The sequence below is a fragment of the Streptomyces sp. NPDC001480 genome, from assembly GCF_042894725.1.
Classification (GTDB): Bacteria; Actinomycetota; Actinomycetes; order Streptomycetales; family Streptomycetaceae; genus Streptomyces.
On sequence record NZ_JBIAVX010000013.1, the window covers coordinates 153,450 to 177,452 of the forward strand.

At 70.8% G+C, this 24,003-nt stretch carries 22 protein-coding genes and 2 tRNA genes; 14 read left to right on the forward strand and 10 right to left on the reverse strand.

The annotated features are described in order from the left end of the window. Window positions 1–107: 107 nt before the first annotated feature. A complete protein-coding gene (locus ACFY01_RS30795) occupies window positions 108–677 on the reverse strand; it encodes an SSI family serine proteinase inhibitor (RefSeq protein WP_390739024.1) in 570 nt (189 codons plus the stop codon). 186 nt (window positions 678–863) lie between these two features. Here ACFY01_RS30795 and ACFY01_RS30800 point away from each other — a divergent pair. The 3 genes from ACFY01_RS30800 (at window position 864) to ACFY01_RS30810 (ending at window position 2,786) form a co-directional block, all read left to right on the forward strand. Then, window positions 864–954 (forward strand) — tRNA-Ser (locus ACFY01_RS30800). A 191-nt stretch (window positions 955–1,145) separates the two neighbouring features. Beyond that, a tRNA-Arg gene (locus ACFY01_RS30805) sits at window positions 1,146–1,218 on the forward strand. Window positions 1,219–1,355: 137 nt separating this feature from the next. Beyond that, window positions 1,356–2,786, forward strand: a complete 1,431-nt coding sequence (locus tag ACFY01_RS30810) for a PA14 domain-containing protein (protein WP_390739025.1) — start codon at window positions 1,356–1,358, stop codon at window positions 2,784–2,786. A 12-nt stretch (window positions 2,787–2,798) separates the two neighbouring features. Here the strand turns inward: ACFY01_RS30810 and ACFY01_RS30815 are convergent, their stop codons facing one another. Then, the gene (locus ACFY01_RS30815) at window positions 2,799–3,293 is read right to left on the reverse strand and encodes a MarR family winged helix-turn-helix transcriptional regulator (protein WP_390739026.1); all 495 of its coding nucleotides are present in this window, start codon (window positions 3,291–3,293) and stop codon (window positions 2,799–2,801) included. 137 nt (window positions 3,294–3,430) lie between these two features. On the opposite strand from ACFY01_RS30815, the gene ACFY01_RS30820 reads away from it, so the two are divergent. The 8 genes from ACFY01_RS30820 to ACFY01_RS30855 all read left to right on the forward strand — a co-directional run bounded on the left by ACFY01_RS30820 (window position 3,431) and on the right by ACFY01_RS30855 (window position 13,164). Next, complete coding sequence (locus ACFY01_RS30820) at window positions 3,431–3,808, forward strand: HGxxPAAW family protein (protein ID WP_390739027.1); 378 nt, start codon at window positions 3,431–3,433, stop codon at window positions 3,806–3,808. Window positions 3,809–3,874: 66 nt separating this feature from the next. Continuing rightward, the gene (locus tag ACFY01_RS30825; RefSeq protein WP_390739028.1) at window positions 3,875–4,858 is read left to right on the forward strand and encodes a Bro-N domain-containing protein; all 984 of its coding nucleotides are present in this window, start codon (window positions 3,875–3,877) and stop codon (window positions 4,856–4,858) included. Window positions 4,859–4,979: 121 nt separating this feature from the next. Next, entirely contained in the window at window positions 4,980–5,852 is an 873-nt protein-coding gene (locus ACFY01_RS30830; protein ID WP_390739029.1) for a DUF2797 domain-containing protein, read from the forward strand. A 207-nt stretch (window positions 5,853–6,059) separates the two neighbouring features. Then, complete coding sequence (locus tag ACFY01_RS30835) at window positions 6,060–6,800, forward strand: response regulator transcription factor (RefSeq protein ID WP_150134013.1); 741 nt, start codon at window positions 6,060–6,062, stop codon at window positions 6,798–6,800. Continuing rightward, a complete protein-coding gene (locus ACFY01_RS30840) occupies window positions 6,797–8,464 on the forward strand; it encodes a sensor histidine kinase (RefSeq protein WP_390739030.1) in 1,668 nt (555 codons plus the stop codon). Before ACFY01_RS30835 ends, ACFY01_RS30840 begins: the two co-directional genes overlap by 4 nt. A 14-nt stretch (window positions 8,465–8,478) precedes the next feature. After that, window positions 8,479–10,023 carry a glycosyltransferase gene (locus ACFY01_RS30845; protein ID WP_390739031.1) on the forward strand — a complete coding sequence of 515 codons (1,545 nt, stop codon included), beginning with the start codon at window positions 8,479–8,481 and terminating at the stop codon, window positions 10,021–10,023. Further along, the gene (locus ACFY01_RS30850) at window positions 10,020–12,257 is read left to right on the forward strand and encodes an ArnT family glycosyltransferase (protein ID WP_390739032.1); all 2,238 of its coding nucleotides are present in this window, start codon (window positions 10,020–10,022) and stop codon (window positions 12,255–12,257) included. Before ACFY01_RS30845 ends, ACFY01_RS30850 begins: the two co-directional genes overlap by 4 nt. Window positions 12,258–12,402: 145 nt before the next feature. Then, complete coding sequence (locus ACFY01_RS30855) at window positions 12,403–13,164, forward strand: TetR/AcrR family transcriptional regulator (RefSeq protein ID WP_390739033.1); 762 nt, start codon at window positions 12,403–12,405, stop codon at window positions 13,162–13,164. 377 nt (window positions 13,165–13,541) lie between these two features. Here the strand turns inward: ACFY01_RS30855 and ACFY01_RS30860 are convergent, their stop codons facing one another. Both ACFY01_RS30860 and ACFY01_RS30865 read right to left on the reverse strand, forming a co-directional pair. Continuing rightward, the gene (locus ACFY01_RS30860) at window positions 13,542–14,012 is read right to left on the reverse strand and encodes a PPOX class F420-dependent oxidoreductase (protein WP_390739034.1); all 471 of its coding nucleotides are present in this window, start codon (window positions 14,010–14,012) and stop codon (window positions 13,542–13,544) included. A 30-nt stretch (window positions 14,013–14,042) separates the two neighbouring features. After that, window positions 14,043–14,405: an STAS domain-containing protein gene (locus ACFY01_RS30865; RefSeq protein WP_390739035.1), complete on the reverse strand. Its 363-nt coding sequence runs from the start codon at window positions 14,403–14,405 to the stop codon at window positions 14,043–14,045. A gap of 233 nt (window positions 14,406–14,638) precedes the next feature. Between ACFY01_RS30865 and ACFY01_RS30870 the strand changes: the two genes are divergently transcribed. Next, window positions 14,639–15,358, forward strand: coding sequence for an ANTAR domain-containing protein (locus ACFY01_RS30870; protein WP_390739118.1), 720 nt, complete (start codon window positions 14,639–14,641; stop codon window positions 15,356–15,358). Window positions 15,359–15,388: 30 nt separating this feature from the next. Beyond that, the gene (locus tag ACFY01_RS30875; protein ID WP_390739036.1) at window positions 15,389–16,093 is read left to right on the forward strand and encodes a GAF and ANTAR domain-containing protein; all 705 of its coding nucleotides are present in this window, start codon (window positions 15,389–15,391) and stop codon (window positions 16,091–16,093) included. Window positions 16,094–16,254: 161 nt separating this feature from the next. Here ACFY01_RS30875 and ACFY01_RS30880 read toward each other — a convergent pair whose 3' ends face one another. The 3 genes from ACFY01_RS30880 to ACFY01_RS30890 all read right to left on the reverse strand — a co-directional run bounded on the left by ACFY01_RS30880 (window position 16,255) and on the right by ACFY01_RS30890 (window position 20,283). Continuing rightward, window positions 16,255–17,076, reverse strand: a complete 822-nt coding sequence (locus tag ACFY01_RS30880; RefSeq protein ID WP_390739037.1) for a YceI family protein — start codon at window positions 17,074–17,076, stop codon at window positions 16,255–16,257. Between the two features lie 109 nt (window positions 17,077–17,185). After that, the gene (locus ACFY01_RS30885) at window positions 17,186–19,744 is read right to left on the reverse strand and encodes an MFS transporter (protein WP_390739038.1); all 2,559 of its coding nucleotides are present in this window, start codon (window positions 19,742–19,744) and stop codon (window positions 17,186–17,188) included. Window positions 19,745–19,764: 20 nt separating this feature from the next. After that, a complete protein-coding gene (locus tag ACFY01_RS30890; RefSeq protein WP_390739039.1) occupies window positions 19,765–20,283 on the reverse strand; it encodes a MarR family winged helix-turn-helix transcriptional regulator in 519 nt (172 codons plus the stop codon). A gap of 206 nt (window positions 20,284–20,489) precedes the next feature. Here ACFY01_RS30890 and ACFY01_RS30895 point away from each other — a divergent pair, with 206 nt between their 5' ends. Beyond that, window positions 20,490–20,687 (forward strand): hypothetical protein, encoded by a 198-nt coding sequence (locus ACFY01_RS30895; RefSeq protein WP_390739040.1) that lies wholly within the window; start codon window positions 20,490–20,492, stop codon window positions 20,685–20,687. Window positions 20,688–20,752: 65 nt separating this feature from the next. Here ACFY01_RS30895 and ACFY01_RS30900 read toward each other — a convergent pair whose 3' ends face one another. From ACFY01_RS30900 to ACFY01_RS30910, 3 genes are all read right to left on the reverse strand, one after another. Continuing rightward, complete coding sequence (locus ACFY01_RS30900) at window positions 20,753–21,103, reverse strand: hypothetical protein (RefSeq protein WP_390739041.1); 351 nt, start codon at window positions 21,101–21,103, stop codon at window positions 20,753–20,755. Window positions 21,104–21,571: 468 nt separating this feature from the next. Next, on the reverse strand, window positions 21,572–22,507 hold the full coding sequence (locus ACFY01_RS30905) for an RNA polymerase sigma factor SigF (protein WP_390739042.1): 936 nt from the start codon (window positions 22,505–22,507) through the stop codon (window positions 21,572–21,574). 338 nt (window positions 22,508–22,845) lie between these two features. Continuing rightward, window positions 22,846–23,673 carry an RNA polymerase sigma factor SigF gene (locus ACFY01_RS30910; RefSeq protein ID WP_390739119.1) on the reverse strand — a complete coding sequence of 276 codons (828 nt, stop codon included), beginning with the start codon at window positions 23,671–23,673 and terminating at the stop codon, window positions 22,846–22,848. Window positions 23,674–24,003 lie beyond the last annotated feature (330 nt).

A 24,003-nucleotide genomic window follows, 5' to 3' on the forward strand; every position in this document is an offset into this window, starting at 1 on the left:
CCGGTCTCCGCTCTGCCTCGGGCTTTGGGCCGCGAGACCTTCGCAGGACCTTTACGGGACCGGGGATTCCGCCACGAAAAGCCTGTGGGCGGTCGCTACGAGGTTCGCTACGCGCGCAGGTCGTGCGGGTCGCGAAGGTCGGGCAGAAGAGGAACGAGCCGGTCCCACCGCTCGACCTCGCACCCGTTGCTCCGGTCGTACGTCGCGTCGACCGGCCGCCCGGCCCAGATCCCCGTCACATGAGCGGTGGCCGGACCTCCGTACAACATCGTGCACATCTGACCTGGCGCGACCGGCGCGAAGGTGTCCCGCCCCCACCGTGAGTTCCGGTCCAGCGTCCGGCAGGCACCGCTCACATCCGGGTGACTGCCGGCCCCCGGGTGACAGGACAGCTGGTACCGCCCGTCCCGGCCACCGCCCGCGTGCCGGACGGTGACGGTGAGGTGATCGGCGGGGGCGGCGGCCCGGTCCTCGGGACGTACGGGCGGGGGCGCCGAGACGCCGGTGTGCGCGGCGGTGTGCGCGGCGGCGAGAGCGGGCGCGGCGGCGACGGCGGAGAGGGCGGTGGCGGAGACGGCGGCGACGGTGACGGCCACGGCGGCGACGGGCACCCGGCCCGCCACACCCACCACGCCCGCCACGCCCGCCGCGACCCTCCGCGAGATGACCAGCAACATGCCCTGCCCAACGCTCCTGCCGCCCGGACGTTGCGCTCCCCGCCCGCCCCGACCGGCTCGCCGACACGGAAGGGCTTTGCCCTGCAGCCCGCCTGCCTAGTACCGTGGGAGCCGATTGGTGACAGCACGCTCGACTGTGTCATCATCTGCACGCACCACTCGCGCGCTCGCGTGAGCGGTTGTGCTGGAGGCGTCGCCTAGTCCGGTCTATGGCGCCGCACTGCTAATGCGGTTTGGGCCTTAAAGCCCATCGAGGGTTCAAATCCCTCCGCCTCCGCACCTGATCACCGAAGCCCCGGTCCACACGGACCGGGGCTTCGGTGCTGTATCGCCCCCGACACCACCATTTCCGCAGGTCACAAGGGGTGTGCGGAACGGATTTCACATGGCGGCGGCAGTCATGTAATGTTCTTCCTGTCGCCGCGAGCGGGCCGGAAGGGCCGGGAACGGGGACAAAAAACAAAACAAGCACTCGTAGCTTAACGGATAGAGCATCTGACTACGGATCAGAAGGTTGCAGGTTCGAATCCTGCCGAGTGCGCACAGAACAGAGGCCCCGGATCATTCCGGGGCCTCTGGCGTTTCCGGGGTCGGGCGGCAGGGTGGGCCGCGCAACCTTCCCCTCGGCTCATGGGTCTCCACGCTGTACGTCTCCCTCGCACAGTGTGAAAGGTTTCCGTGCACCACAAGAGTCTCGTCGCCGCCCGGAGCGGTGCTGCTGTGTCCGCCGTGGTCCTCGGTGGTCTGCTGGCCGGCGCCCCGCAGGCGGCGGCCGCCGATGTCAGCTGCTCGGCCAACGTCTACAAGCGGACGTTCTACAAGAACACCTCTTTCTCCGGCTCCCCGGTGAAGACCGACTGCGACAGCGCCATCGACCAGAATTGGTCCGGCAGCCCGGTCTCCGGCGTGCCGTCGAACAACTTCGGTGTCCGCTGGTCGGTGACCCGCGACTTCGGTTCCGGCGGCCCCTTCAAGTTCGCCGTCTCCGCCACCGACGGTGTCCGTGCCTATCTGGACGGCGTCCGCCAGATCGACATGTGGGTGGGTTCGGGGGACACCGCCCGTTCCATGAGCATCGGCTTCGGTATCCCCTCCGGCAAGCACACCGTCCGCGTCGACTACGTGAACTGGTCCGGAGCCGCGAAGGTCAAGTTCACGTACTCGCCCCTGACCTCGGCCAAGGACGACAGCACCGCGCCGCTCGCACCCACCGGCGTCAAGACCGCCTACGACACCAAGAGCCGCAAGACCACTGTCTCCTGGTCCGCCAACAAGGAGATGGACCTGGCGGGTTACTCCCTCTACCGGCGGCCCGTCGGCTCCAGCACCTGGACGAAGGTCACCACGACCACCGGCCGCAGCTTCACCGATCCCCTGGTGAACCCCGACGACCGCACGCCCTACTACTACGAGGTCCGCGCCAGGGACAAGGCGGGCAACACCTCGTCGGGCAGCAAGGACACCATCGTCCGGCCCCTGCCGATCGTCACCGAGCTGACCGGCACCTACGACAAGGCGACCCACAAGGTCACCCTGAACTGGCCCCTCAACACCGAGCCGCAGTTCGACCACTACACGGTCCTGAGCAACGACATGGTGGACGGCTACTGGAAGTGGGTGCCGCTCGGCACCACCAAGGGCAACACCTGGACCACCGCTCCGGTCGTCGCCGACGGCGAGTGGCGCCACTACCGCGTCCTCGTCACCAACGACAACGGCACCACCACCTACAACCCGGGCGGGCTCGACGCCTACGCCACCAACGAGCTCTGGCTCGAGATTCCCGACGGCATAGCCCCCGCCGCCGCCCCGGAGCTCCTCGCCGGCTCCTGCGAGGGCGGCATCCGGGCGACGGCCAACGACTACACGCCGGCCCCGATCCGCGACTTCACCGGCTTCGAGATCGAGCGCCGGGAGGCGGGTACGGGCACCTGGTCCGTCGTCGTGCACCAGGGCTACGACCCGCGCCGCGACCCGGCCTTCGTCACCGTCTGCGACCAGTTGCCCGCCGACGGGCGCACCTACGAGTACCGGGCCCGCACCTATGACGCGGCCGGGAACTACTCGCCGTACAGCGAGATCCGTGCCATGACGAGGCCGACCGGCTGACGGCCGGTCCGCTCAGCACTCACCGCCGCCGGGCTCGCCCTTGTTCAGCTTCTCCAGGTATTCGTGGGCGAGTGCGGTGGCGCGGGTGAACCAGTCGTTGACGACGGCGAGTTCGGCGGGTGAGTAGTCGGCGAAGAGGGCGTTGAGACGGGCGTAGTGGCCCGCGTACACGGCTGTGACCCGCTCGACCGCCTCGGGCAGGGCGGCCACGCGGACGCGGCGGCGGTCGCTGGGGTCGGGGCGGCGGGTGACGTAGCCGGCGCGTTCCAGGCGGTTGAGGATGCCGGTGACCGCGCCGGTGGTGACGTGGGCGCGGGCCGCCAGGTCACCGGCCGTGAGCAGGTCGTCGCCGGCCTCTAGGACGAAGGCGAAGCAGGTCAGGTCGGTGACGTTCAGGCCCAGCCGCCGGGCCAGTTCCTGCTGTCCGATCAGGTGGGCCGCGATGAGGTGGTCCATCGCGGACAGCGCCTGGGCCGGGGTGGCGGGTGGGCGCGGCGTGCCGGGCATCTTTCGGTATCCCTTAGCTCGTGAGAGATTTAGTTGCTAAGTTTCTTACGTCGTGAGGGATTGCGGGGTCTTCGGTGTCCCCCACGTCCTAGCTGATTCTGCTGCCTACGCATGCCCTGGGAGAGGGAGGCGGGTACATGAGCGCACATCTGTACGACGAGGGTCACACGGTCGCCGGCTGGACCGGCTTCGGCATCGCGACCGCCGGGAGCGGGCTGGTGGGGCTGGGGGTGTGCACGGGGTCGGTCGCCGCCGTGGGTGGGGGGCTGGCGGTTGTTGTCCTCAGTGTTTTCGTCACCTGGGGGCTGCACCTCTCGGGCTGGGGCAAGCCGCCCGGGGTGCGGCCCCGGGAGCAGTGGGGGATGCGGGTCCGTGATCCGCTGGCGCGGGAGGGGCACTCCGGGTGCGTGGGGTGCCGGCTGGCGGGGCGGGGGCGGCGGCGTGCGGTGGTCGTGGTGCCGGAAGGGGTGGGTACCGAGTTGGCAGAATCGGTACCTCTGTCACCTTTCGAGTGAACGTACCCCGTGCGAACGGTAGTTGGCTGTATGTGCTCATAGCTTCCGGTGTGGAGGTGATGCTCGATGTACGAGCGGAACGACACGCCGCCGGAGCAGTCGGCGGCACGGAAGCAGGACGCGATCGACATCAACGACTTCGTGTTCGCGGCCACGGGGGCGCGGGTGCGGAGGCTGACGTTGCCGGATGGGGAGTACTGGTTCCCGGCGGCGGACGTGGCAGGCAGCCTCGGTTACTCGAACACCCGCGATGCTTTGCGACAGCATGTCGACGGCAGCTTGCAAAGGAGTTTGAGTGAGATTGCACAAGGCGTCGGTACAGCCGACACCTTGCGCAAACTTGCAGGTCACCGGCTACAGAAGTCGATGAAGATGGTGAATCTCCGGGGGCTCATCCAGCTTGTCAACGGTTGCACCAAACCCGAGTGCGAACCTTTCAAGCGCTGGGTGTCCGAGGTCATCGAGACCATTCAGCGTGACGGCTCGTACTCACTCGACCCGGCCCCCGTGCAGCCCGCCCCCAGCGGCGGCACGGCGTACGTCATGCCCGAGCAGGTCGCCGACGCCATCGTTCGCCTGGAGGAGAGGAACATTCGGGCGGACGAGGCGCTGGCGATGGTAGAGGCCGAGCGGGTCGCGGAGATGCGCCGGATCAACGACCATCTGGCGGGAATGAAGGAACAGTCCCGGTCCACCGAGCGGTCCATCGGCGAAGCTCTCCACCGCATCGCCGACACCCTCGACCTCCTCGCCCAACGGTTCCGGCCGACCGCGCCCGAGGCGCAGGCCCCGGTGATCACGCCTCAGGAGCTGCTGGCCGGCTGGCGGGCGAGGAACCTGGTGGTCACGGAGGACGTGCACGCGGTGGCGGCGTACCTGGCGCCTGCGCTGGTGCGGGGTCCGGCATGGTGCCCGCTCGAGGACGTCGCCACACGCACGGGGCTGACGCTCGACCGTGTGCGTGACTGTATGCGCATGCTGATCAAGCGTGGCTGTATCCGACAGACGGGATGCGCGTCGGACGGTACGCCGGTATACGCCCTGCCATAACGGACGACGCACGCAGGCCCGAAGTCGCAATGGAAGGTTGCGGCTTCGGGCCTTTGCGTACCGTACCGCCTCCAGGGCGCCGGGAGGGCGTTGTCAGTGGTGCCGCCTACTCTCATGAGTGATGGCACAGGCATGGAAGTGCACGGGGCTGCGATGGTCGGCGGACGGTCCCGTGCTCATGTGGGACGGCGGGCGGAGCAGCGCGCTGCCGTGGGGGAAGCGGGTGGCCTTCGGGGTCGCGGAAGGGGGAGCGCGGACATGTGTGGGGGCACGGGGGCATCCCTGTTCGGTGCGGGCGGCGGTGCCGGGGCGGAGTACGGGCGCGCGGTGCGAGGAGTGTGCGCGGCTGGACCGGGCGCACTCGGTGGCCGCGGACACGATCGCGGACGATCCTCGGCCGTACCGCGTATATCTGGCGTGGTTCGGGCCGGGCATGGTCAAGGTGGGGATCACCGCGGCCGAGCGGGGCTCGGCGCGGCTGCTTGAGCAGGGGGCCGTCTGCTTCAGCTGGCTCGGCACGGGGCCGCTGATGGCCGCACGGCGAACCGAGGAGTTGCTGCGCGCCGCGCTCGGGGTGCCGGACCGGATCCCGTACGCCGAGAAGCGGGCGGTGCGGGCCGCGTTGCCCGCGTCGGCGGAGGAGCGGGCGGCGGAGATCGGGGAGCTGCACGCGCGGGCCGTGGAGCTGACCGGCTGGCCGGACTCGCTCACCCGGGCGCCGTACCAACCCGTCGATCACGTGGGCGTGTTCGGGCTGGACCGGCTGCCGCCCGCCGCCCTGGCGGTGACCGAGCTGGTCGCCGGCGGCTCGGTGAACGGTGAGCTCGTGGCGGCCGCCGGGCCGGATCTGCATCTGGCGACCGGGGGCGGCGTTGTGGTCCTGGACACGAGGCTGGTGACCGGGTGGGAGCTGGTGCGTGCCGGCTCCGGTGAACTGACCGTGCCGACCCGGCAGTGCGCGAGAGCGAGGAGCACGCAGGACGAGCTGTTCTGACGGGGCGCTGACGGTGCTGACAGGAAACGGAAAGCGCGTTCACAGGTGATGCACATCACGTGCCTGGGTTTGTACGTGTCAAAAGGGCCGCAACTGCTGGAAATGGTCCAGGACTTCGGGGTTTCCTGAGAGATCCCTGTGCGTTTCTCAGGAAAATCACAGACAAGAGAAAGCGTCTTCTCAGAGGACCCCGACAAGGTGTCCACCATGACCACGACCTCGCCCCAGGGGCGCACCGAACTGCTGAGGCCGGACGGGAGCCCCGTCCGAGTGCTTGTGGTGGACGACGAACTGTCGATCACCGAACTCCTGTCCATGGCCCTTCGCTACGAGGGCTGGCAGATCAGGAGTGCGGGGGACGGACAGGGCGCCATCCAGACGGCCCGCGAGTTCCGGCCCGACGCCGTCGTCCTGGACATGATGCTCCCCGACATGGACGGGCTGACCGTCCTCGGGCGGCTGCGGCGCGAACTGCCCGACGTGCCGGTGCTGTTCCTGACCGCCAAGGACGCGGTCGAGGACCGTATCGCCGGTCTCACCGCCGGTGGCGACGACTACGTCACCAAGCCGTTCAGCCTCGAAGAGGTCGTGGCCCGGCTGCGCGGGCTCATCCGGCGGTCCGGTGCGGCCGACCGGCGGTCCGACTCCGTGCTCGTCGTCGGTGACCTGACCCTAGACGAGGACAGCCACGAGGTGTCGCGGGCCGGGGAGTCCATACACCTCACCGCCACCGAGTTCGAGCTGCTGCGTTTCCTCATGCGAAACCCGCGGCGCGTGCTCAGCAAGGCGCAGATCCTGGACCGCGTGTGGTCGTACGACTTCGGCGGCCAGGCCAACGTGGTCGAGCTGTACATCTCGTACCTGCGACGCAAGATCGACGCGGGGCGTGAGCCGATGATCCACACCCGGCGTGGGGCCGGTTATCTGATCAAGCCCGCCGCGTCATGAGCGGTCGACGATGGCCGCGTGCGCAGAAGCGAGCAGGTAAGCCGCGTACCCTGCGGACGCGGCTCGTCGTCTCTACGGTGACGCTGATCGCGGTGGTGTGTGCGGTGATCGGCACGGTGACGACGCTCGCGCTGAAGCAGCACCTCGACGAGCAGCTGAACGGCAAGGTGCACGACGTCGCCATGCGTGCGGGCGGCGGCCACATGGTGCCGAAGGACCCGAACGCGGCCGACCCGAACGGGAAGGCACCCACCGTTCCCGGGAGCCAGGCCACCGTGCAGAAGGTCGATACCTCGGCGAAGGGCAAGGTGAAGAACCTCGTCACCAACGGTCCCACGCAGGAAAAGACCATCGCCGCCTACGTGGAGAACGGCAAGGTCACCAGCGCGGCCATCGCCAAGCGGACGAACGACACCGCCGGCTTCTTCAAGAACATGGCCGCCGACTATCTCGACGCGGCACAGCGGGCCGCCCTGAACTCGGTGCCCAAGGACCAGAAGCCGCACTCCGTGGACGTTCCCGGTCTGGGGGAGTACCGCGTCGAATACGTCCCCAGTCGCGACAGCAGCGACGAGTACTACGTCGCCCTGCCGACGGCCGACGTCGACGGCACCGTCAACACCCTGATCCTCGTCGAGATCAGCATCACCGCCGCCGGCCTCGGCGCCGCGGTCCTCGCCGGATACGTGCTCGTCGGCCTCGCCACCCGCCCCCTCCGCAAGGTCGCCGCCACCGCCACCCGGGTCTCCGAACTCCCCCTGCACACCGGCGAGGTGAACCTCAGCGAGCGGGTGCCCGAGTCCGAGACCGATCCGCATACCGAGGTCGGCCAGGTCGGTGCGGCGCTCAACCGGATGCTGAATCACGTGCACGGCGCGCTGCACGCCCGGCAGCAGAGCGAGATGCGGGTGCGGCAGTTCGTGGCCGACGCCAGTCATGAGCTGCGGACGCCGCTCGCCTCCATCCGCGGGTACGCCGAGCTGACGAGGCGCGGGCGCGAGCAGGTCGGGCCCGACACCCGGCACGCGCTCGGGCGGATCGAGTCCGAGGCGGGGCGGATGACACTCCTCGTGGAGGATCTCCTGCTCCTCGCCCGGCTCGACGCCGGACGGCCCCTCCAGATCGAGCAGACCGACCTGATCCCCCTGGTCGTCGACACGATCAGCGACGCCCGCGCGGCCGGCATGGACCACAACTGGCGGCTCGACCTGCCCGACGAACCGGCGCTGGTCGCGGCGGACGCGGCGCGGATCCAGCAGGTGCTGGTCAACCTGCTGGGCAATGCCCGCAAGCACACTCCGCCCGGGACGACCATCATCGCGCGCGTGCAGCGGCGCGGCCCGTGGATGTGCGTGGACGTCGAGGACAACGGTCAGGGCATCCAGCCCGACCTGCTGCCGCACGTCTTCGAGCGGTTCGCGCGAGGCGACGCGGCCCGGTCCAGGGCGACCGGCTCGACCGGTCTGGGGCTCGCCATCGTCCAGGCCGTCGCGACCGCGCACGGCGGTGCGGTGACCGTGGACAGCGTGCCGGGGCAGACGGTGTTCACCGTGCACCTGCCCGCCCTCGGCCCCGCCGTGCCGCGACCGGCGCCCGAAACGAACTGGCAATCGCACTCACAGGCACAGCACAGTGCCACCACATGGGTGCAACAGGGGGCTTGACCAGAGTCGTTGTCATGCGAACCGACTCTTCTCCCGGCACCCTGCCGGCGCGGGAGCACCTCCCGGCCGGCGACGCCGGTACGCCTGTCCTGGACGTAGTGATCCCCGTCTACAACGAGGAGAAGGACCTCCAGCCATGCGTGCTCAGACTGCACGAGCACCTCACGCGCACCTTCCCGTACGCGTTCCGCATCACGATCGCGGACAACGCGTCCACGGACACCACCCCCCAGGTGGCCGCGCGGCTGGAGGCGGAGATCCCGGAGGTCACCAACTTCCGCCTGGAGCAGAAGGGCCGGGGCCGCGCCCTGCGGACCGTGTGGTCCGCGTCGGACGCCCCGGTCCTCGCCTACATGGACGTCGACCTGTCCACCGACCTCAACGCGCTGCTGCCGCTGGTGGCACCGCTGATCTCCGGTCACTCCGACCTGGCGATCGGGTCCCGGCTGGCCCGCTCCTCGCGGGTGGTGCGCGGCCCCAAGCGGGAGTTCATCAGCCGCGCCTACAACCTCATCCTGCGCGGCTCGCTCCAGGCCCGCTTCTCCGACGCGCAGTGCGGGTTCAAGGCGATCCGCCGTGATGTGGCCCAGGTGCTGCTGCCGCTCGTCGAGGACACCGGCTGGTTCTTCGACACCGAGATGCTGGTACTGGCGGAGCGCGCGGGCCTCAGGATCCACGAGGTGCCGGTCGACTGGGTCGATGACCCGAACTCGACCGTGCACATCGTGAAGACCGCGACCGACGACCTCAAGGGTGTGTGGCGGGTGGGCAAGGCCCTGGCCACCGGTTCGCTGCCGCTGGACCGGGTCGCCCGGCCGTTCGGCGACGACCCCCGCGACCGCGAGATCAAGGACGTACCGAAGGGGCTGGCCCGCCAGCTCGTCGGGTTCTGCGTGGTCGGTGGGCTGTCCACCCTCTTCTACCTGGTCCTGTACAGCGTCTTCCGGCAGTTCTCCGGCTCGCAGATCGCCAACGCGCTGGCGCTGCTGGTCTCGGCCGTGGCGAACACGGCGGCCAACCGGCGGCTCACCTTCGGGGTGCGCGGCCGGGGCGGGGCCGTCCGGCACCAGGCGCAGGGCCTGGTCGTCTTCGGTATCGGCCTCGCGCTGACCAGCGGTTCGCTCGCCGCCCTGAACGCGGCCACCTCCGACCCCGCGCACTCCACCGAGCTGGCGGTGCTGATCGCCGCCAACCTCGCGGCGACGGTGCTGCGCTTCCTGCTCTTCCGCGCGTGGGTGTTCCCGGACCGCGACGGCACCGACGACTGCGACGACCGCGACGAGGAGGCCAGGGGCGCGACCGCGCACCACCCGTCCTCGCCGACCTGCAGCACGGTCATCCCGCAGCAGACCGGCCCGTACGCGCCGCTGCCGCAGCGCCCGTCGGCGCACCAGAGCCGCACGCAGTACGACACGACGTACGACACGCCGTACGGCACGACGTACGACACGACAACCCAGTTCCGCGCCGGTGAAGCCGCGGACGGCACCTGGAGGGACGCGACGATGCAGCTGCAGCCGGTCCGTCCCCACGACACCGATCCGAGGGACGCCCGATGACCACCCACCCCGACCGGACGACCTGTCCGGGGGACACGAATCCCTCCGGCTGGGGCCCGTCCCCGGCCACCCCGCGGACGCAGCAGCAGCCCGCGGCTCCGGCGCCCGGTTCGAGCGAGCCGCAGCAGCCCTTCGTACGGAGACTGTGGCGCGGCCGGCCCGAGGACCCGCGCTGGGTGCGCCCGGCCTTCCTCGGTCTGCTGGCCGCCACCTTCCTCCTCTACCTGTACAACCTGAGCGCTTCGGGCTACGCCAACTCCTTCTACTCGGCGGCCGTGCAGGCGGGCAGCAAGTCCTGGAAGGCGTTCTTCTTCGGCTCGCTGGACGCGGGCAACGCCATCACCGTCGACAAGCCCCCGGCCGCGCTGTGGCCGATGGCGCTGTCGGTCAGGATCTTCGGCCTCAACTCGTGGGCGATCCTGGTCCCCGAGGTCATCATGGGCGTCGCGACGGTCGCCGTGGTGTACGCGGGCGTGCGCCGCCGGTTCAGCCCCGCGGCCGGTCTGATCGCGGGTGCGGTACTCGCGCTCACCCCCGTCGCGGCGCTGATGTTCCGGTTCAACAACCCGGACGCGATGCTGGCGCTGCTGATGGCCCTCGCCTGCTACCTGGTGGTCCGGGCCCTGGAGGACGGCCGTACGAAGTGGCTGGTCTGGGCGGGCGCGGCGATCGGCTTCGCGTTCCTCGCCAAGACCCTCCAGGCCTTCCTGATCCTGCCGCCGCTGGCGATCGTGTACGCGGTGTGCGCGCCGGTGTCGCTGAAGAAGCGGTTCGGGCAGCTGGCGGCGGCGACGCTCGCGCTGGTGGTCTCCGGCGGCTGGTGGGTCGCGATCGTCGAACTCTGGCCCGCCTCCTCCCGCCCGTACATCGGCGGCTCGCAGAACAACTCCTTCCTGGAGCTGACCTTCGGCTACAACGGCTTCGGCCGGCTCAACGGCGACGAGACCGGCAGCGTCGGCGGCGGTGGCGGCGGCAACAGCGGCCAGTGGGGTGAGACCGGCTGGGACCGGATGTTCAACTCCGAGATCGGCGGCCAGATCTCCTGGCTGCTGCCGGCCGCGCTGATCCTCCTCGTCGCGGGCCTGGTGGCCACCCGGAGGCTGAAGCGGACGTCCGTCACCCGTGGCTCGTTCCTGGTGTGGGGCGGCTCGCTGCTGATCACCATGGTGGTCTTCAGCTACATGGCGGGCATCTTCCACCAGTACTACACCGTGGCCCTCGCCCCCTACATCGCCGCCGTGATCGGCATGGGTGCCGGGCTGCTGTGGGAGAAGCGGCAGGAGACGTGGGCGTCGATCACCCTCGCCGCCTCCGTGGTCGCGGCCGCGGCCTGGGGTTACGTGCTGCTGAACCGCACCTCCGACTACCTGCCCTGGCTGAAGTGGCTGGTGCTGGTCGGCGGCCTGGCCGCCGCGTTCGGCCTCGTCTTCGCGGGCCGGGTGAGCCGCCGGCTGGCCCTCGGGGCGGCGGCGGTGGGCCTGGTGGCCGCGCTGGCCGGCCCGACCGCGTACACGCTCAGCACCCTTGAGGAGGGCCACACCGGTTCCATCGTGACAGCGGGCCCGGCGGGCGCGAGCATGATGGGCGGCGGTCGTGGCGGTCCCGGCGGTGGCGGTGGCGGTGTGCGCGGCGGCTTCGGCGGCGGCATGCCGGGCCAGAACCAGCAGGGGCAGCAGGGGCAGCAGGGGCAGCAGGGGCAGCAGGGCAACGGCACCGGTGGCTTCCCCGGCGGCGGCATGCCGGGCCAGAACCAGCAGAACGGCGGCACCACGCAGAACGGCGGCGGCACCACGCAGAACCAGCAGAACGGCGGCGGTTTCCCCGGCGGCGGTCGGATGGGCGAGGGCGGCGGAATGGGCGGCGCCGGCGGTCTGCTCAACGGTGCCAGCGTCAGCTCCGCGGCCAAGAAGCTGCTGGAGGCGGACGCGGACGAGTACACCTGGGTCGCCGCGTCCATCGGCTCCCAGAACGCCGCGAGCTACCAGCTGGCCACCGGTGACCCGGTGATGGCGATCGGCGGCTTCAACGGCACCGACCCGTCGCCGACGCTGGCCCAGTTCAAGAAGTACGTGGCGGAAGGAAAGATCCACTACTTCATCTCGGGCGGCGGAATGGGCGGCGGCGGCAACAGCGGTACGTCGTCGCAGATCACCTCCTGGGTGCAGAGCAACTTCAAGAAGGTGACGGCCGGTTCGGCCACGTTCTACGACCTGACGCAGAAGACCAGCAGCTGACGGCGGCCACGACGGTCGCTACGAAGATCAGTACGCGGGGAGAGGCGGTGACCGGGAGGTCGCCGCCTCTCTCGTGGTCGGTCGGGTCCCGCCCTCGCGGGCCTAGCATCTTGAGAAGTGGCCCCCACGGTTGGAAGGTGCGCCGATGGCTAAGACCGGCGAGCGTTCGGCGCGGTCCAGTGTCTGGCTGGAGGGGAAGGCACGCCGGGGCGGGCGTGGCGGCGGGCAGCCGTCCGGGCTGGACCGGGAGCGGATCACCGAGGCGACCGTGCGGCTGCTGGACGCGGAGGGGCTGGCCCGGTTCTCCATGCGGCGCCTGGCGGCCGAGCTGAACGTCACCGCGATGTCCGTGTACTGGTACGTCGACACCAAGGACGACCTGCTCGAACTGGCGCTGGACGCGGCCTTCGGCGAGCTGCCGCTGCCCGATCCGCAGGACGGCGCCGGGGAGTGGCGTGCTCGGCTGCGGGCGCTGGCCACCGATTACCGGCAGCTGCTGGTACGCCACCCCTGGCTGTCGCCGCTCGCCGGGCGTTACCTGAACATCGGCCCCAACTGGCTCGCCTTCTCGCGTGCGGTGCAGCGGGTGATCCGCCGCACCGGGCTGCCGACGCACCGGGTGACGGGGGCGATCTCGGCCGTCTTCCAGTTCGTCTACGGCTACGGCACGGTCGAGGGGCAGTTCCTCGCCCGGGTCGCGGACGCCGGGGTGAGCCCCGACGACTACTTCCAACAGGCCATGACCGCGGTCTCCGAGGCCCCGGAGACCGCGGCCGTCATCCAGGAGTCCAAGGAGATCATGGTGGCCCGCGGCGGTGACACGGTCGCGGAGATGATGGACCGCGACTTCACCTTCGCCCTCGACCTGCTGGTGGCCGGCATCGAGGCGATGGCCGCCCGCGGCTGACCGCTCCGCGGACACCAGCCGCACCGGAACACCTCCGGCCGGCCACCGAACGCCCCGTCCCGCTCGCGTCCCTCGCCTCATCGTGCAGCCGTGGGGACTGTTCCTCGGACGCCTACCGAGCCGGGAAGCCCAACGCTGTGCCGCCCGTGCGATCGCTTCTGCCGCGCGCTCTCCTTGCGTGCAGCCGCGCGGGCCGCTCCTCGGGGCCCAGTCGCGCCCGGCGGCGCCCTGGTGGGCTGGGTGCGTCCTGCTCGCGTCCCTCGCCTGGTCGTGCAGCCGTGCGGACTGTTCCGCGGGGCCCCAGCCGCGCTGGGAAGCGCCCCGGCGGGCCGGTCCCGTTCCGCACGCGTCCCTCGTATCGCTGCGCGTCGGGCGGGTTACTCCTCGTTCACCAGTCGGGCCGGGAAGCCGCCGGTGGCCACCGGGCCCCAGCGTTCGGGGGTGATGCGGATGATGGACTTGCCCTGCTTCAGCATGGCTTCCCGGTACTCGGCCCAGTCCGGGTGTTCGCCGGCGATGTTGCGGTAGTACTCGACCAGGGGCTCGACGGAGTCGGGGGTGTCGATGACCTCGGCCGTGCCGTCGATCTGGACCCACGGTCCGTTCCAGTCGTCGCTGAGCACGATGAGGCTGACGCGCGGGTCCCGCTTGGCGTTGCGGGTCTTGGCGCGCTCGGGGTAGGTGGAGACGACGATCCGGCCCGAGTCGTCGACCCCGCAGGTCAGCGGCGACCCCTGGGGCCCGCCGTCGGCCCGCCGGGTCAGCAGGATGGCGTGGTGGCGGGGGCGTACGAAGTCCAGCAGACCATCGAGGGACACGGCGGTGTTGGTCGCGATGTTCGGTGCCATGCGGCCCAGCGTAGGCCGTGGACACCGCGATCAGGGGAACCGGGCGGTAAGCGCGTCCATCAGGTCGTCGTACACCGGGACGTCCCGGCGCACACCGGTCAGTTCCAGGACGCGGCCGGGGAGTTCCCAGGGGTGGGCGACCACGCGTACCTCGGTCTGCGAGGACAGCCGGCGGCGGATGTCGTGGATCAGGCGGGCGCCCTGGGAGTCGAGGAAGGCGGTGTGCGTGAGGTCCAGGACGAGCACGCGCAGCCGGCCGGCGCGGGCGTGGCTGGCGGAGAGGACGTGGCCGAGCAGGTCGTCGGCGTTGCCCAGGTCGATTTCCGGGGGAAGCGTGATCAGCGTGCGCCCGGGCAGGCCACGCGGGTCGCGGGGGGTCGGGAGGAGGGTCACGGCACTCACCTGACGGCAGACGGTCGTCCGCATTCATGACGGAATGGAACCCGGCCGCTTCCTGACCCGCGGCCCATTCCACCACGCCTCGTCCGGGCGGGGAAGCGTGCCGCCGCCCGACCGTCGGGCGAAGGTCACCTTGCCGCAACAGAGCAGCTAGAGTGCTGTACGTCCTGTGCTCGCAGTCGGGAATGTGCTGCGGAGCTCTCCTGCGCATGGCCGTGTGGCCGTGCATGCCGAAGAGGTTCGTGGTGGCTACGTCCGACTTTTCCGATGTGCCCGGTTTGCCGGTCGGCTTCGAGCTGGCCGAGGCGCTCACGGTGGCGGCGCAGCAGCTGCACGAGACCACCACCCCGCACGGCACCCTGCGCACCGCCGTCAACCTGGCGGTGCACCTGCTGCCCGGCGCCGAGCACGCCGGGATCTCCGAGATCCAGCGCGGTGAACTGCGCCGGACGATCGTCTGGACCGACGAGGTCGTGCGCACCGCCGAATCCCCGAACGGGGACGGGAGCGCCCGGCACTGGGAGCAGCTGTGGAACGCGCCGGTGGCGCGGATAGAGGACAGCGGGAGCGACGGCGGCGGTCGGCTGCTGTCCGAACTGGGGCTGCGCTCGGTGCTCTCCCTGCGGTTGCGCGCCGACCGCCGCCGGCTCACCGTGCTGACCGCCTACTCCCGCAAGCCCCGCGCCTTCGACGAGGTCTCCACCCGGGTCGGCCGGCTGTTCACCGCCCATGTCAGCCTGGCCCTCCAGTCGGTGACGGTCCGCGAGCAGCTCACCGAGGCCATGCGCACCCGGGACCTGATCGGCCAGGCCACCGGCATCCTCATGGAACGCCTCGACATCGACGCGGCGGAGGCCTTCGACAGCCTGGTCCGCACCTCCCAGCGCGAGAACGTCAAGCTCCGCGATCTGGCCCGCCGCATCGTGGGCGGCACGGAAAGGGCTTGAGGACGCCAGTCCCGGGATATCCGGTAGGGCATGAACTCCGAGACCCCCGACACGCTGGACCGGGCGATGGCGCGCAGCGGTGGTCTCGACACGCTGCTGCGCGATCTGGCCGACCGGGCCGTGCACGAGATACCGGGCACGGTGGCGTGCAGCGTGACCGTGCGCCGCGCCGACCGGCTGCTCACCCTGGCGGGCAGCGGCGGCCTGCCCGGCGGCCTTGACCAGCGGCAGTACGAGAACGGATCCGGGCCGTGCGTCGACGCGGCCGCCTCCGGGCGGGAGCGGTACGCGGCGGATCTGGCCCGGGAGACGCGCTGGCCGGAGTACCGGACGTACGCGCTCTCCGTCGGTGTCCGCAGTGTGCTGGCGCTGCCGCTCGACATCGAGGGCGAGACGGGCGCCGCCCTCAACCTCTACGCCGCCGAGCCGGGCGTGCTGGACGCCGCCCGGGAGCAGGCCCGGAACTTCGCGGCGCGGGCCTCGGACGCGGTCAACGTGGCCGTGCACATCGAGCGCGAGCACCAGTCCGCCGCCGACGTGCGCGTCGCCCTGCTCTCCCGCAGCGTCATCGACCAGGCGATCGGCATCCTGATGGCCCGTGAGCGCGTCGACGCCCGCAACGCGCTGGAGCGGCTGCGCCGTGCCTCCCAGGACCGCAACGTCAAGCTCCGCGACCTGTGCACCGACCTGGTCACCCGTGTCGGCGGCACCCCACCACCCACGGCCGACCGCTAGCGATGCTCCCGACGCGGGCCACGGGCCATCGCGGTTCGGTGCGTGAGCGGGAGCCCGCCGCGGCTCACGCGGGTGCGTGGGCCGGCGTGCCCGGGTGCGGGTGGCCGGTCCGGTGGTGGTGGCTCGTCGTCCCGGCCGAGCGGGCGGTAGGGGAGCCGGGCTCAGCCGAGCGGCAGCGTCTCGCCCTGGACGGCCTGGATGTCCAGTTCCACCTTGAGCGTGGTGCCGATGGCCGCGATGCCCGCCTGGAGGACCTGGTTGTAGTTCATGGCGAAGTCCTCACGGTGCAGTTCCGCCGTCGCCCGGAAGGCCGCCCGGGTGCCGCCCCACGGGTCGGCGCCGGTGCCGAGGTAGGCGAGGTCGAGGTCGGCCGGGCGGACGATGCCGTGCATGGACAACTCGCCGTGCACGGTCCAGCGGTCGGAGCCGGCCGCCGACAGGCCCGTCGACCGGAAGGTGATCTCGGGGTGGCGCTCGACGTCCAGGAAGTCCGCGGAGCGCAGGTGGGTGTCGCGCATGCCGTTGCCGGTGTCGATGGAGGCGGCCCGGATGACGGCCTCGACGCGGGACTTGGTGACGTCGTCGGGCGCGATCTCGATCGTGCCGGTGAAGTCGGTGAAGCGGCCGTGCACGCTGGAGATCCCCAGGTGCTGGGCGACGGCGCTCACCGAGGAGTGCGCCGGGTCGATGGTCCACGGGCCGGGCGGGGGCAGCTCGGTGCCGCCCTGCCGGGCCAGCGTCACCGTCCCGACCTCGGCCCGCCCGCTGGCGGTGACGAGCGCGCTGGCGGCGGCGGGCGCGTACCCGACGGCCGTGACGATCACCGTGTACGCCCCCGGCGCCAGCTCGGTGGCGTCCCGCACCGTGCCTTCGGGGTCGGCCTCGGCGCGCAGCACCTGCGTGCCCGTCATGTCGGTCACCGTGACGACCGCGTGCGACACGGCCCATCCGTCCCGGGTGCGGATCCTCGCGGTCAGTCCCATCCCGTTTTCTCCCTGAGAAGCCTTGTGAGTTGCGCGTGATTGCGGGGCATGGAACCGGCCCGTGGCGGGCGCGTCCTTGTGGGTGCGCCTGCCACGGGCCGGGGTCGGACTACTCGCCGGGGTGGGCGAGTTCGATGTCGTGGCCGTCGACGCCGGTGCCGGAGACGGTCAGGGCCGTGGCCACCGGCGGGTAGCCCGTCGCGATGACGGTGTACTCGCCGTTGTCCAGGTCGGCGAAGGCGTACGCCCCGTCCGTCCCGGTGGTGGCCGAGCCGACCACGTTGCCCGCGGCGTCCACCAGCGTCACGCGGGCGTCGGCCAGCGGACCGTGCGGGGCCCGCACGACACCCTGGAGCTGGGCGCCGGCGTCCAGGTCGACCTCGATCCGGGTGACCCCGGTGGCGCCGATCTCGACGGGCAGGGCGCGCGGCCGGAAGCCGGCGGCGTTGACCGCGACGGTCACCACGCCCGGCACCAGCTCGGCGAAGCCGAACTCGCCCTGCTCACCGGTGTTCCCGGTGGCCAGCAGATCGCCGCGGACGTCGGTGACGATCACCATGGCGTCCTTGACCGGCAGCGCGCTCCCGGCCGCCCGGACCACACCGTTCAGGCCGCTGGTGCCGCTGAGCAGGATGTCGTACGACACCGGCTCCTCGCCCACCACCACGGTGGACGCCTGCGGCTGGTAGCCGTCGGCGGAGGCGATCAGGACGTACGATCCCGCGCCCGGCGCGTCCAGGGAGTAGGAGCCGTCGGCCTGCGCGACCGAGCGGCCCAGCTGGCGGCCGGAGAGGGAGATCAGGGTGACCGCGGCCTGCGGGACCGGGGCGCTCTCGGCGCCGCGGACGAAGCCGTGCAGCGGGGTGCCGCCGCCCGTGGTGGTGGGCTCGGCGACCGTGGCGACGGCCGCGAAGCGCTGCGTGCCCTCGGGGCCCGCCTCGGCGGCGGAGCCGGTGGAACCGGCGGCGGCCCAGCTGGGGACCCGCTCGTCGGCGGGCTCGGTGACCGCGGCCACGGGGGCCTGGGCCTCGGCGACGACCGGGGCGGCGGCCGGGTCCACGGCCGGGGTCTCGTCCGCGGCGGCCTGCGCCAGCGCGCCCTTCGTCTTCAGCGGGACCTCCTTGATGAACAGCGTGATCAGGAAGGCGACGGCCGCGAGGCCACCGGCGATGTAGAAGACGTCGGCGATGCCGTGGCCGTAGGCGCTCTCCAGCAGGGTCCGGATGGGCGCCGGCAGCTTGTCCATGTCCGGGATGGTGTCCGTGGAGCCCGAGCCGGCCATGGCCGCCTGGTACTTGGGGCTCAGGGCGGCGATGCCGTCCTGGACGTAGTGCGTGATCCGGTGCGACATCACGGCGCCGAGGGCGGAGACGCCGACCGCACCGCCGAGCGAGCGGAAGAAGGTGACCGTGGAGCTGGCGGAGCCGAGGTCGGACGGCGCCACCTGGTTCTGCGTGGCGAGCACCAGGTTCTGCATCATCATGCCGATGCCGAGACCCAGCAGGCCCATCCAGATGGCCATCTTCCAGTAGTCGGTGTCGTAGCGGATGCTGCCGAGCATCAGCAGGCCGGCCGTCACCAGCACGCCACCGCTGACCAGCCAGGCCTTCCAGCGGCCGGTGCGGGTGATGAACTGGCCCGAGACGGTCGAGGAGATGAACAGACCGCCGATCATCGGGATGGTCATGACGCCGGACATCGTCGGGGACTTGTCGCGGGCCAGCTGGAAGTACTGGCTGAAGAACACCGTGCCGGTGAACATCGCGACACCGACGAACAGCGAGGCGAGCGACGCCAGCGTGATGGTGCGGTTCTTGAACAGGCGCAGCGGGATGATCGGCTCGCTCGCCTTGGACTCGACGAGCACGAACAGCGCGCCGAGCACGACCGAACCGCCGACCATCGCGTACGTCTGCCAGGACAGCCAGTCGTACTTGTCACCGGCGAAGGTGACCCAGACCAGCAGCAGGGAGACGGCGGCGGAGATGAAGAAGGCGCCGCCCCAGTCGACCTTGACCTCGCGCTTGACCACGGGCAGGTGCAGGGTCTTCTGGAGCACGATCAGGGCGATGACGGCGAAGGGCACGCCGACGTAGAAGCACCAGCGCCAGCCCAGCCACGAGGTGTCGGTGATGACACCGCCGAGCAGCGGGCCGCCGACGGTGGCGACGGCGAAGGTGGCGCCGAGGTAGCCGGAGTAACGGCCGCGCTCACGCGGGGAGATCATCGCGGCCATGACGATCTGCGCCAGGGCGGACAGACCGCCGACGCCGATGCCCTGCACGACGCGGCAGGCGATCAGCATGCCGGCGTTCTGCGACAGACCGGCGGCGGCCGAGCCCAGGACGTAGATGACCAGGGCTATCTGGACGAGCGCCTTCTTGCTGTACAGGTCGGCGAGCTTGCCCCACAGGGGAGTGGCCGCGGTCATCGACAGCAGGGCCGCGGTGACCACCCAGGTGTAGGCGGACTGGCCGCCGCCGAGGTCGCCGATGATGTGCGGCAGGGCGTTGGAGACGATCGTGGACGACAGGATCGCCACGAACATGCCGAGCAGCAGCCCGGAGAGCGCCTCCATGATCTGCCGGTGCGTCATCGGGGCGTGGGCGTCCGCGCCTCCCCCGTGCTTGGCGTGAGCCCGCACACCGGCTGGTGTGGTCGTTGCCATGGGCTTCCTTTTCCTACGTCTTATGCGGGTGTACGGGTGGTCGTTTCGATTACGGGTGCGATGGCCCCGGTGTGGGCGGCCCCGGTGTGGGTGGCCCGGGTGAGGGTGGTCCGGCAGTCGCCGAAGCTCGCCCTGAGCCGCGTCATGAGCCGGATCAACTGGCCGACCTCGTCGTCGGACCAGTCGCTCAGCCGCTCGGCCAGCAGCTCGGTGCTGCGCCGGGACAGCTCGCAGACCTTGGCCTCGCCCGCCGGGGTGAGGCGCAGGATGCGCGAGCGCTTGTCCGCCGGGTCGGGTGCCCGTTCGATCCAGCCCCGCTCGGCGACATGCGTCACGTGCCGGCTGGTCACCGACATGTCCACGGCGAGCAGCTCGGCGAGCTTGCTCATACGCATGTCCCCGTGACGGCTGAGCAGCGTCAGCACGCCGGCGGAACCGGTCGGGCAGTCGGACGGCAGGATCCGTCCCAGGTCCCGTTTCACGGCGCCGAAGGCGCTGAGCTGACGCGCCAGCTCCTCGAACTGCGCCTGCTGCGCCATCACACCTCCCGTATTCGTTGCTTGGGGCAACCATAGACTTGCTTGGTTGCTGAAGGCAAATAAGCCGGGGTCGACGGAGCCAAAAACTTGGCAAAGGCAAGCATTGCGATCGTAAATACGCAGGGTGGGTGGCGCTCCGGGGTGCATGGCCGCCCGCCCCGCCCCCCACTTGGGCCCCACTGCCGGATTCGCTAGTGTCTCGGGCCATGGCTAACACCCAGGGCCCCCAGGGCAACTACGACCCCGCAGGCAGCACCCAGATGTTCCGCGCGTTCGTCGACGAGGCCCCGCAGGGCCGGCAGCAGCAGGCGGCCGCCTCGTCCGGCCCCCGCATCGGTCTGATCGTCGGTGTCGTCGCGGCGATCGCGATCGTGGCGGCGGTCGCCTACCTCGCGTTCATGTAGCCGCTCCGGCTACTTCGGCTCCACTACTTCCACCCCACCGCTTCCACCCCACCGCTTCCACTCGGCTACTTCCACTCCACGTCGACGTCGCGCGTCTCGACGTGCATGCCCAGTGGCACGCGCCAGGCGTCGACGCACACCGTCCACGTGTGGTCCTTCCGCGCCCCGGCACGGATCGGCGCCGGCAGGTCCTCGGTCGACTCGACCGTCGCCCAGTCGATGCCGAGCGCGTCGACGACGTGCGTGCCGAAGGTCAGCGTGCCCGAACGCACCGCCGCGCCGCCGGAGTTGCGGAAGCTCATGGTCACGTCCTCGCACCACCGCTGCTTCGTGGCTGCCCGCGTGGGCCCGCCCCAGGTGAGGGCGGCGGGGCCGGGAGCCGTGGTGCGGCCGGGCGACGGCGTGGAAGAGGGCATGGGAGAGGGTGGCTCCGACGTCGGAGACGGCGGCTCGGGAGTCGTACGGCCGGGCTCAGGGGGCTGGGCGACTCTCGACGGAGCCGGCCTGGAGCTCGGCCGGTCGGACACGGACCGTCCGGGGCGGCTCCCCGTTGCCGCGCCGCTCGCTGGAGGAGCGTGGCCACCCCTCGTCGGACCGTCGAGCGGCACCAGCGTCACCGCGTCCGTGGGGCCCGCCGCGGCCCCGCTCGGTGAGCCGCCCACCGGGCCGACCGCGGCGTAACCCTCGCCGCCGCCGCTTCCGCACGCGGTCAGGGCCGCGCCCAGGCAGACGACGGCCGCCGACGCTGCCGTGACAACGGCGCACCGGCGGCCATGAGTCGCACCGGACCCTGTCGCTCCCGTCGCTCGAAGCATCGCGCCATAGTGGCTGACGCCCCGTCAATTGGGAAGAGATCGAACGGGAAGGGGATCGAACAGGAACGGTCAGTCGGAGATGAGGCCGTCCCTGAGCTGTGCCAGGGTCCGGGTCAGCAGCCGGGAGACGTGCATCTGGGAGATGCCGACCTCCTCGCCGATCTGGGACTGGGTCATGTTGGCGAAGAAGCGCAGCATGATGATCCGCCGCTCCCGGGGCGGGAGCTTGGCCAGCAGCGGCTTCAGGGACTCCCGGTACTCCACGCCCTCCAGGGCGGTGTCCTCGTAGCCGAGCCGGTCGGCCAGGGAGCCCTCGCCGCCGTCGTCCTCGGGGGCGGGGGAGTCCAGCGAGGACGCCGTGTAGGCGTTGCCGACCGCCAGGCCGTCGACCACGTCCTCCTCGGACACGCCCAGGACGGCGGCGAGTTCGGTCACCGTCGGGGAGCGGTCCAGCTTCTGCGAGAGCTCGTCGCTGGCCTTGGTGAGGGCCAGCCGCAGCTCCTGGAGGCGGCGCGGGACGCGGACCGACCACGAGGTGTCGCGGAAGAACCGCTTGATCTCGCCGACGACCGTGGGCATCGCGAAGGTCGGGAACTCCACGCCCCGCTCGCAGTCGAAGCGGTCGATCGCCTTGATCAGGCCGATGGTGCCGACCTGGACGATGTCCTCCATCGGTTCGTTGCGGCTGCGGAAGCGGGCCGCCGCGTACCGGACGAGGGGGAGGTTGAGTTCGATCAGCGTGTCCCGGACGTAGGCACGCTCGGGGCTGTCCTCGCCGAGCGCGGCCAGCCGCAGGAACAGGGAGCGGGACAGGGTGCGGGTGTCGATGTCCGCCGAGGCCGGCAGGGCCGGGGCATCAGCGGCCTGGTCGGCCTGGTCGGCCGGGGCCGGTACGGGCCCGAGGGGCGTGGCGTCGTCGAGGACGTCGATCGCATCGAGCTCCTTGGGTGCTGCCTCGCTCAGCGTGGGCGTGAGCACCTTCGAGCTGCCCTGTTCTGCGGACATGCCACCCCCTTTGGGTCGCGGGACGGTCGCGGCGGCGCTCCCACGAAGGAACGCAGCCCTCACCTGAATACCGGAGCCGGAGCCACGGCAAACGCGCTTCCCGCAGAATGTCACATGTCGGCAACACGCTGTAGTGACTTGTCGACACACTGGAAGCGAATCGGCCCTGGAAAGAAGGGGTCTGACGGTTTTTCGGGGCACAACTGTCGGGAAGTGCCCCGGTGAGGGATTCGCTCGCGCCGGTTATGCCTCGATCCTGCTTGCGAGTCTTATCCGTGATCCCCCGGATGAGCCCGTGCCCCACCCCGGTGCGCCCCTGCGCCCCTGCGTGCCTCGGCTTATGCCTCGATTCGGTTCGCGGAACGCAGTCGCTGGAAGCTGCGCGCGAGGAGGCGGGAGACGTGCATCTGGGAGACGCCGAGTTCCGCGCTGATCTGAGACTGGGTGAGATTGCTGTAGTAGCGCAGGAGCAGAATTCGCTGTTCCCTCTCGGGGAGCTGGACCAGGAGGTGGCGTACGAGGTCGCGGTGCTCGACCCCGTCCAGGGCCGGGTCCTCGTAGCCGATGCGGTCGAGCAGTCCCGGCAGTCCGTCGCCCTCCTGCGCCGCCTCCAGCGAGGTCGCGTGGTAGGAGCGGCCGGCCTCGATGCAGGACAGCACCTCCTCCTCGTTGATGCGCAGCCGTTCGGCGATCTCGGCGGTGGTGGGGGTGCGGCCCAGGGCCGTGGTCAGGTCCTCGGTCGCACTGTTGACCTGTACCCACAGCTCGTGCAGCCGGCGCGGTACGTGCACGGTGCGGACGTTGTCCCGGAAGTATCGTTTGATCTCGCCGACCACCGTGGGCATCGCGAAGGTCGGGAACTGCACGCCCCGGTCCGGGTCGAAGCGGTCGATGGCGTTGATCAGGCCGATCGTGCCGACCTGGACCACGTCCTCCATGGGCTCGTTGCGGGAGCGGAAGCGGGCGGCCGCGTAGCGCACGAGCGGGAGGTTCGCCTCGATCAGCGCCCCGCGCACCCGGTCGTGCTCCGGGGTGCCCGGTGTCAGCTCCTTGAGCTCGCCGAAGAGCACCTGGGTGAGGGCGCGGGTGTCGGCACCACGGCGCTTCTCGGGAGCGGGGGCGGGGGCCTCCTCCTGGGGTGGCGCAGTACTGGCCGACACGGTCAACGCCACCTCTTCATCGGTCAATCATCCGCCAAAAGCGGTCATAGCATCACAAGACATGTGCACTGTGCGCAAGCACCTCATAACGCCGTGTTGAACGCAATTCATGACTAAAACCATCCATAAGAAGGAGTGGGAAGCAGTGCGGCCCCCGCCGTCTCGGCGGGGGCCGAAGGGCTGCGGGGGCCGATGAGCTGCGGGGGGGGGGGGGGGGGGTGGGCTGCGCGGACCCGGGGGGGGCAGAACACCTAGTCGGCGAACACCCACCGGGCGAACACCCCCCCCACGCCGACCCCGGCCGGGGGGATCGGGGTCTCGGCGTAGCGGCGCCGC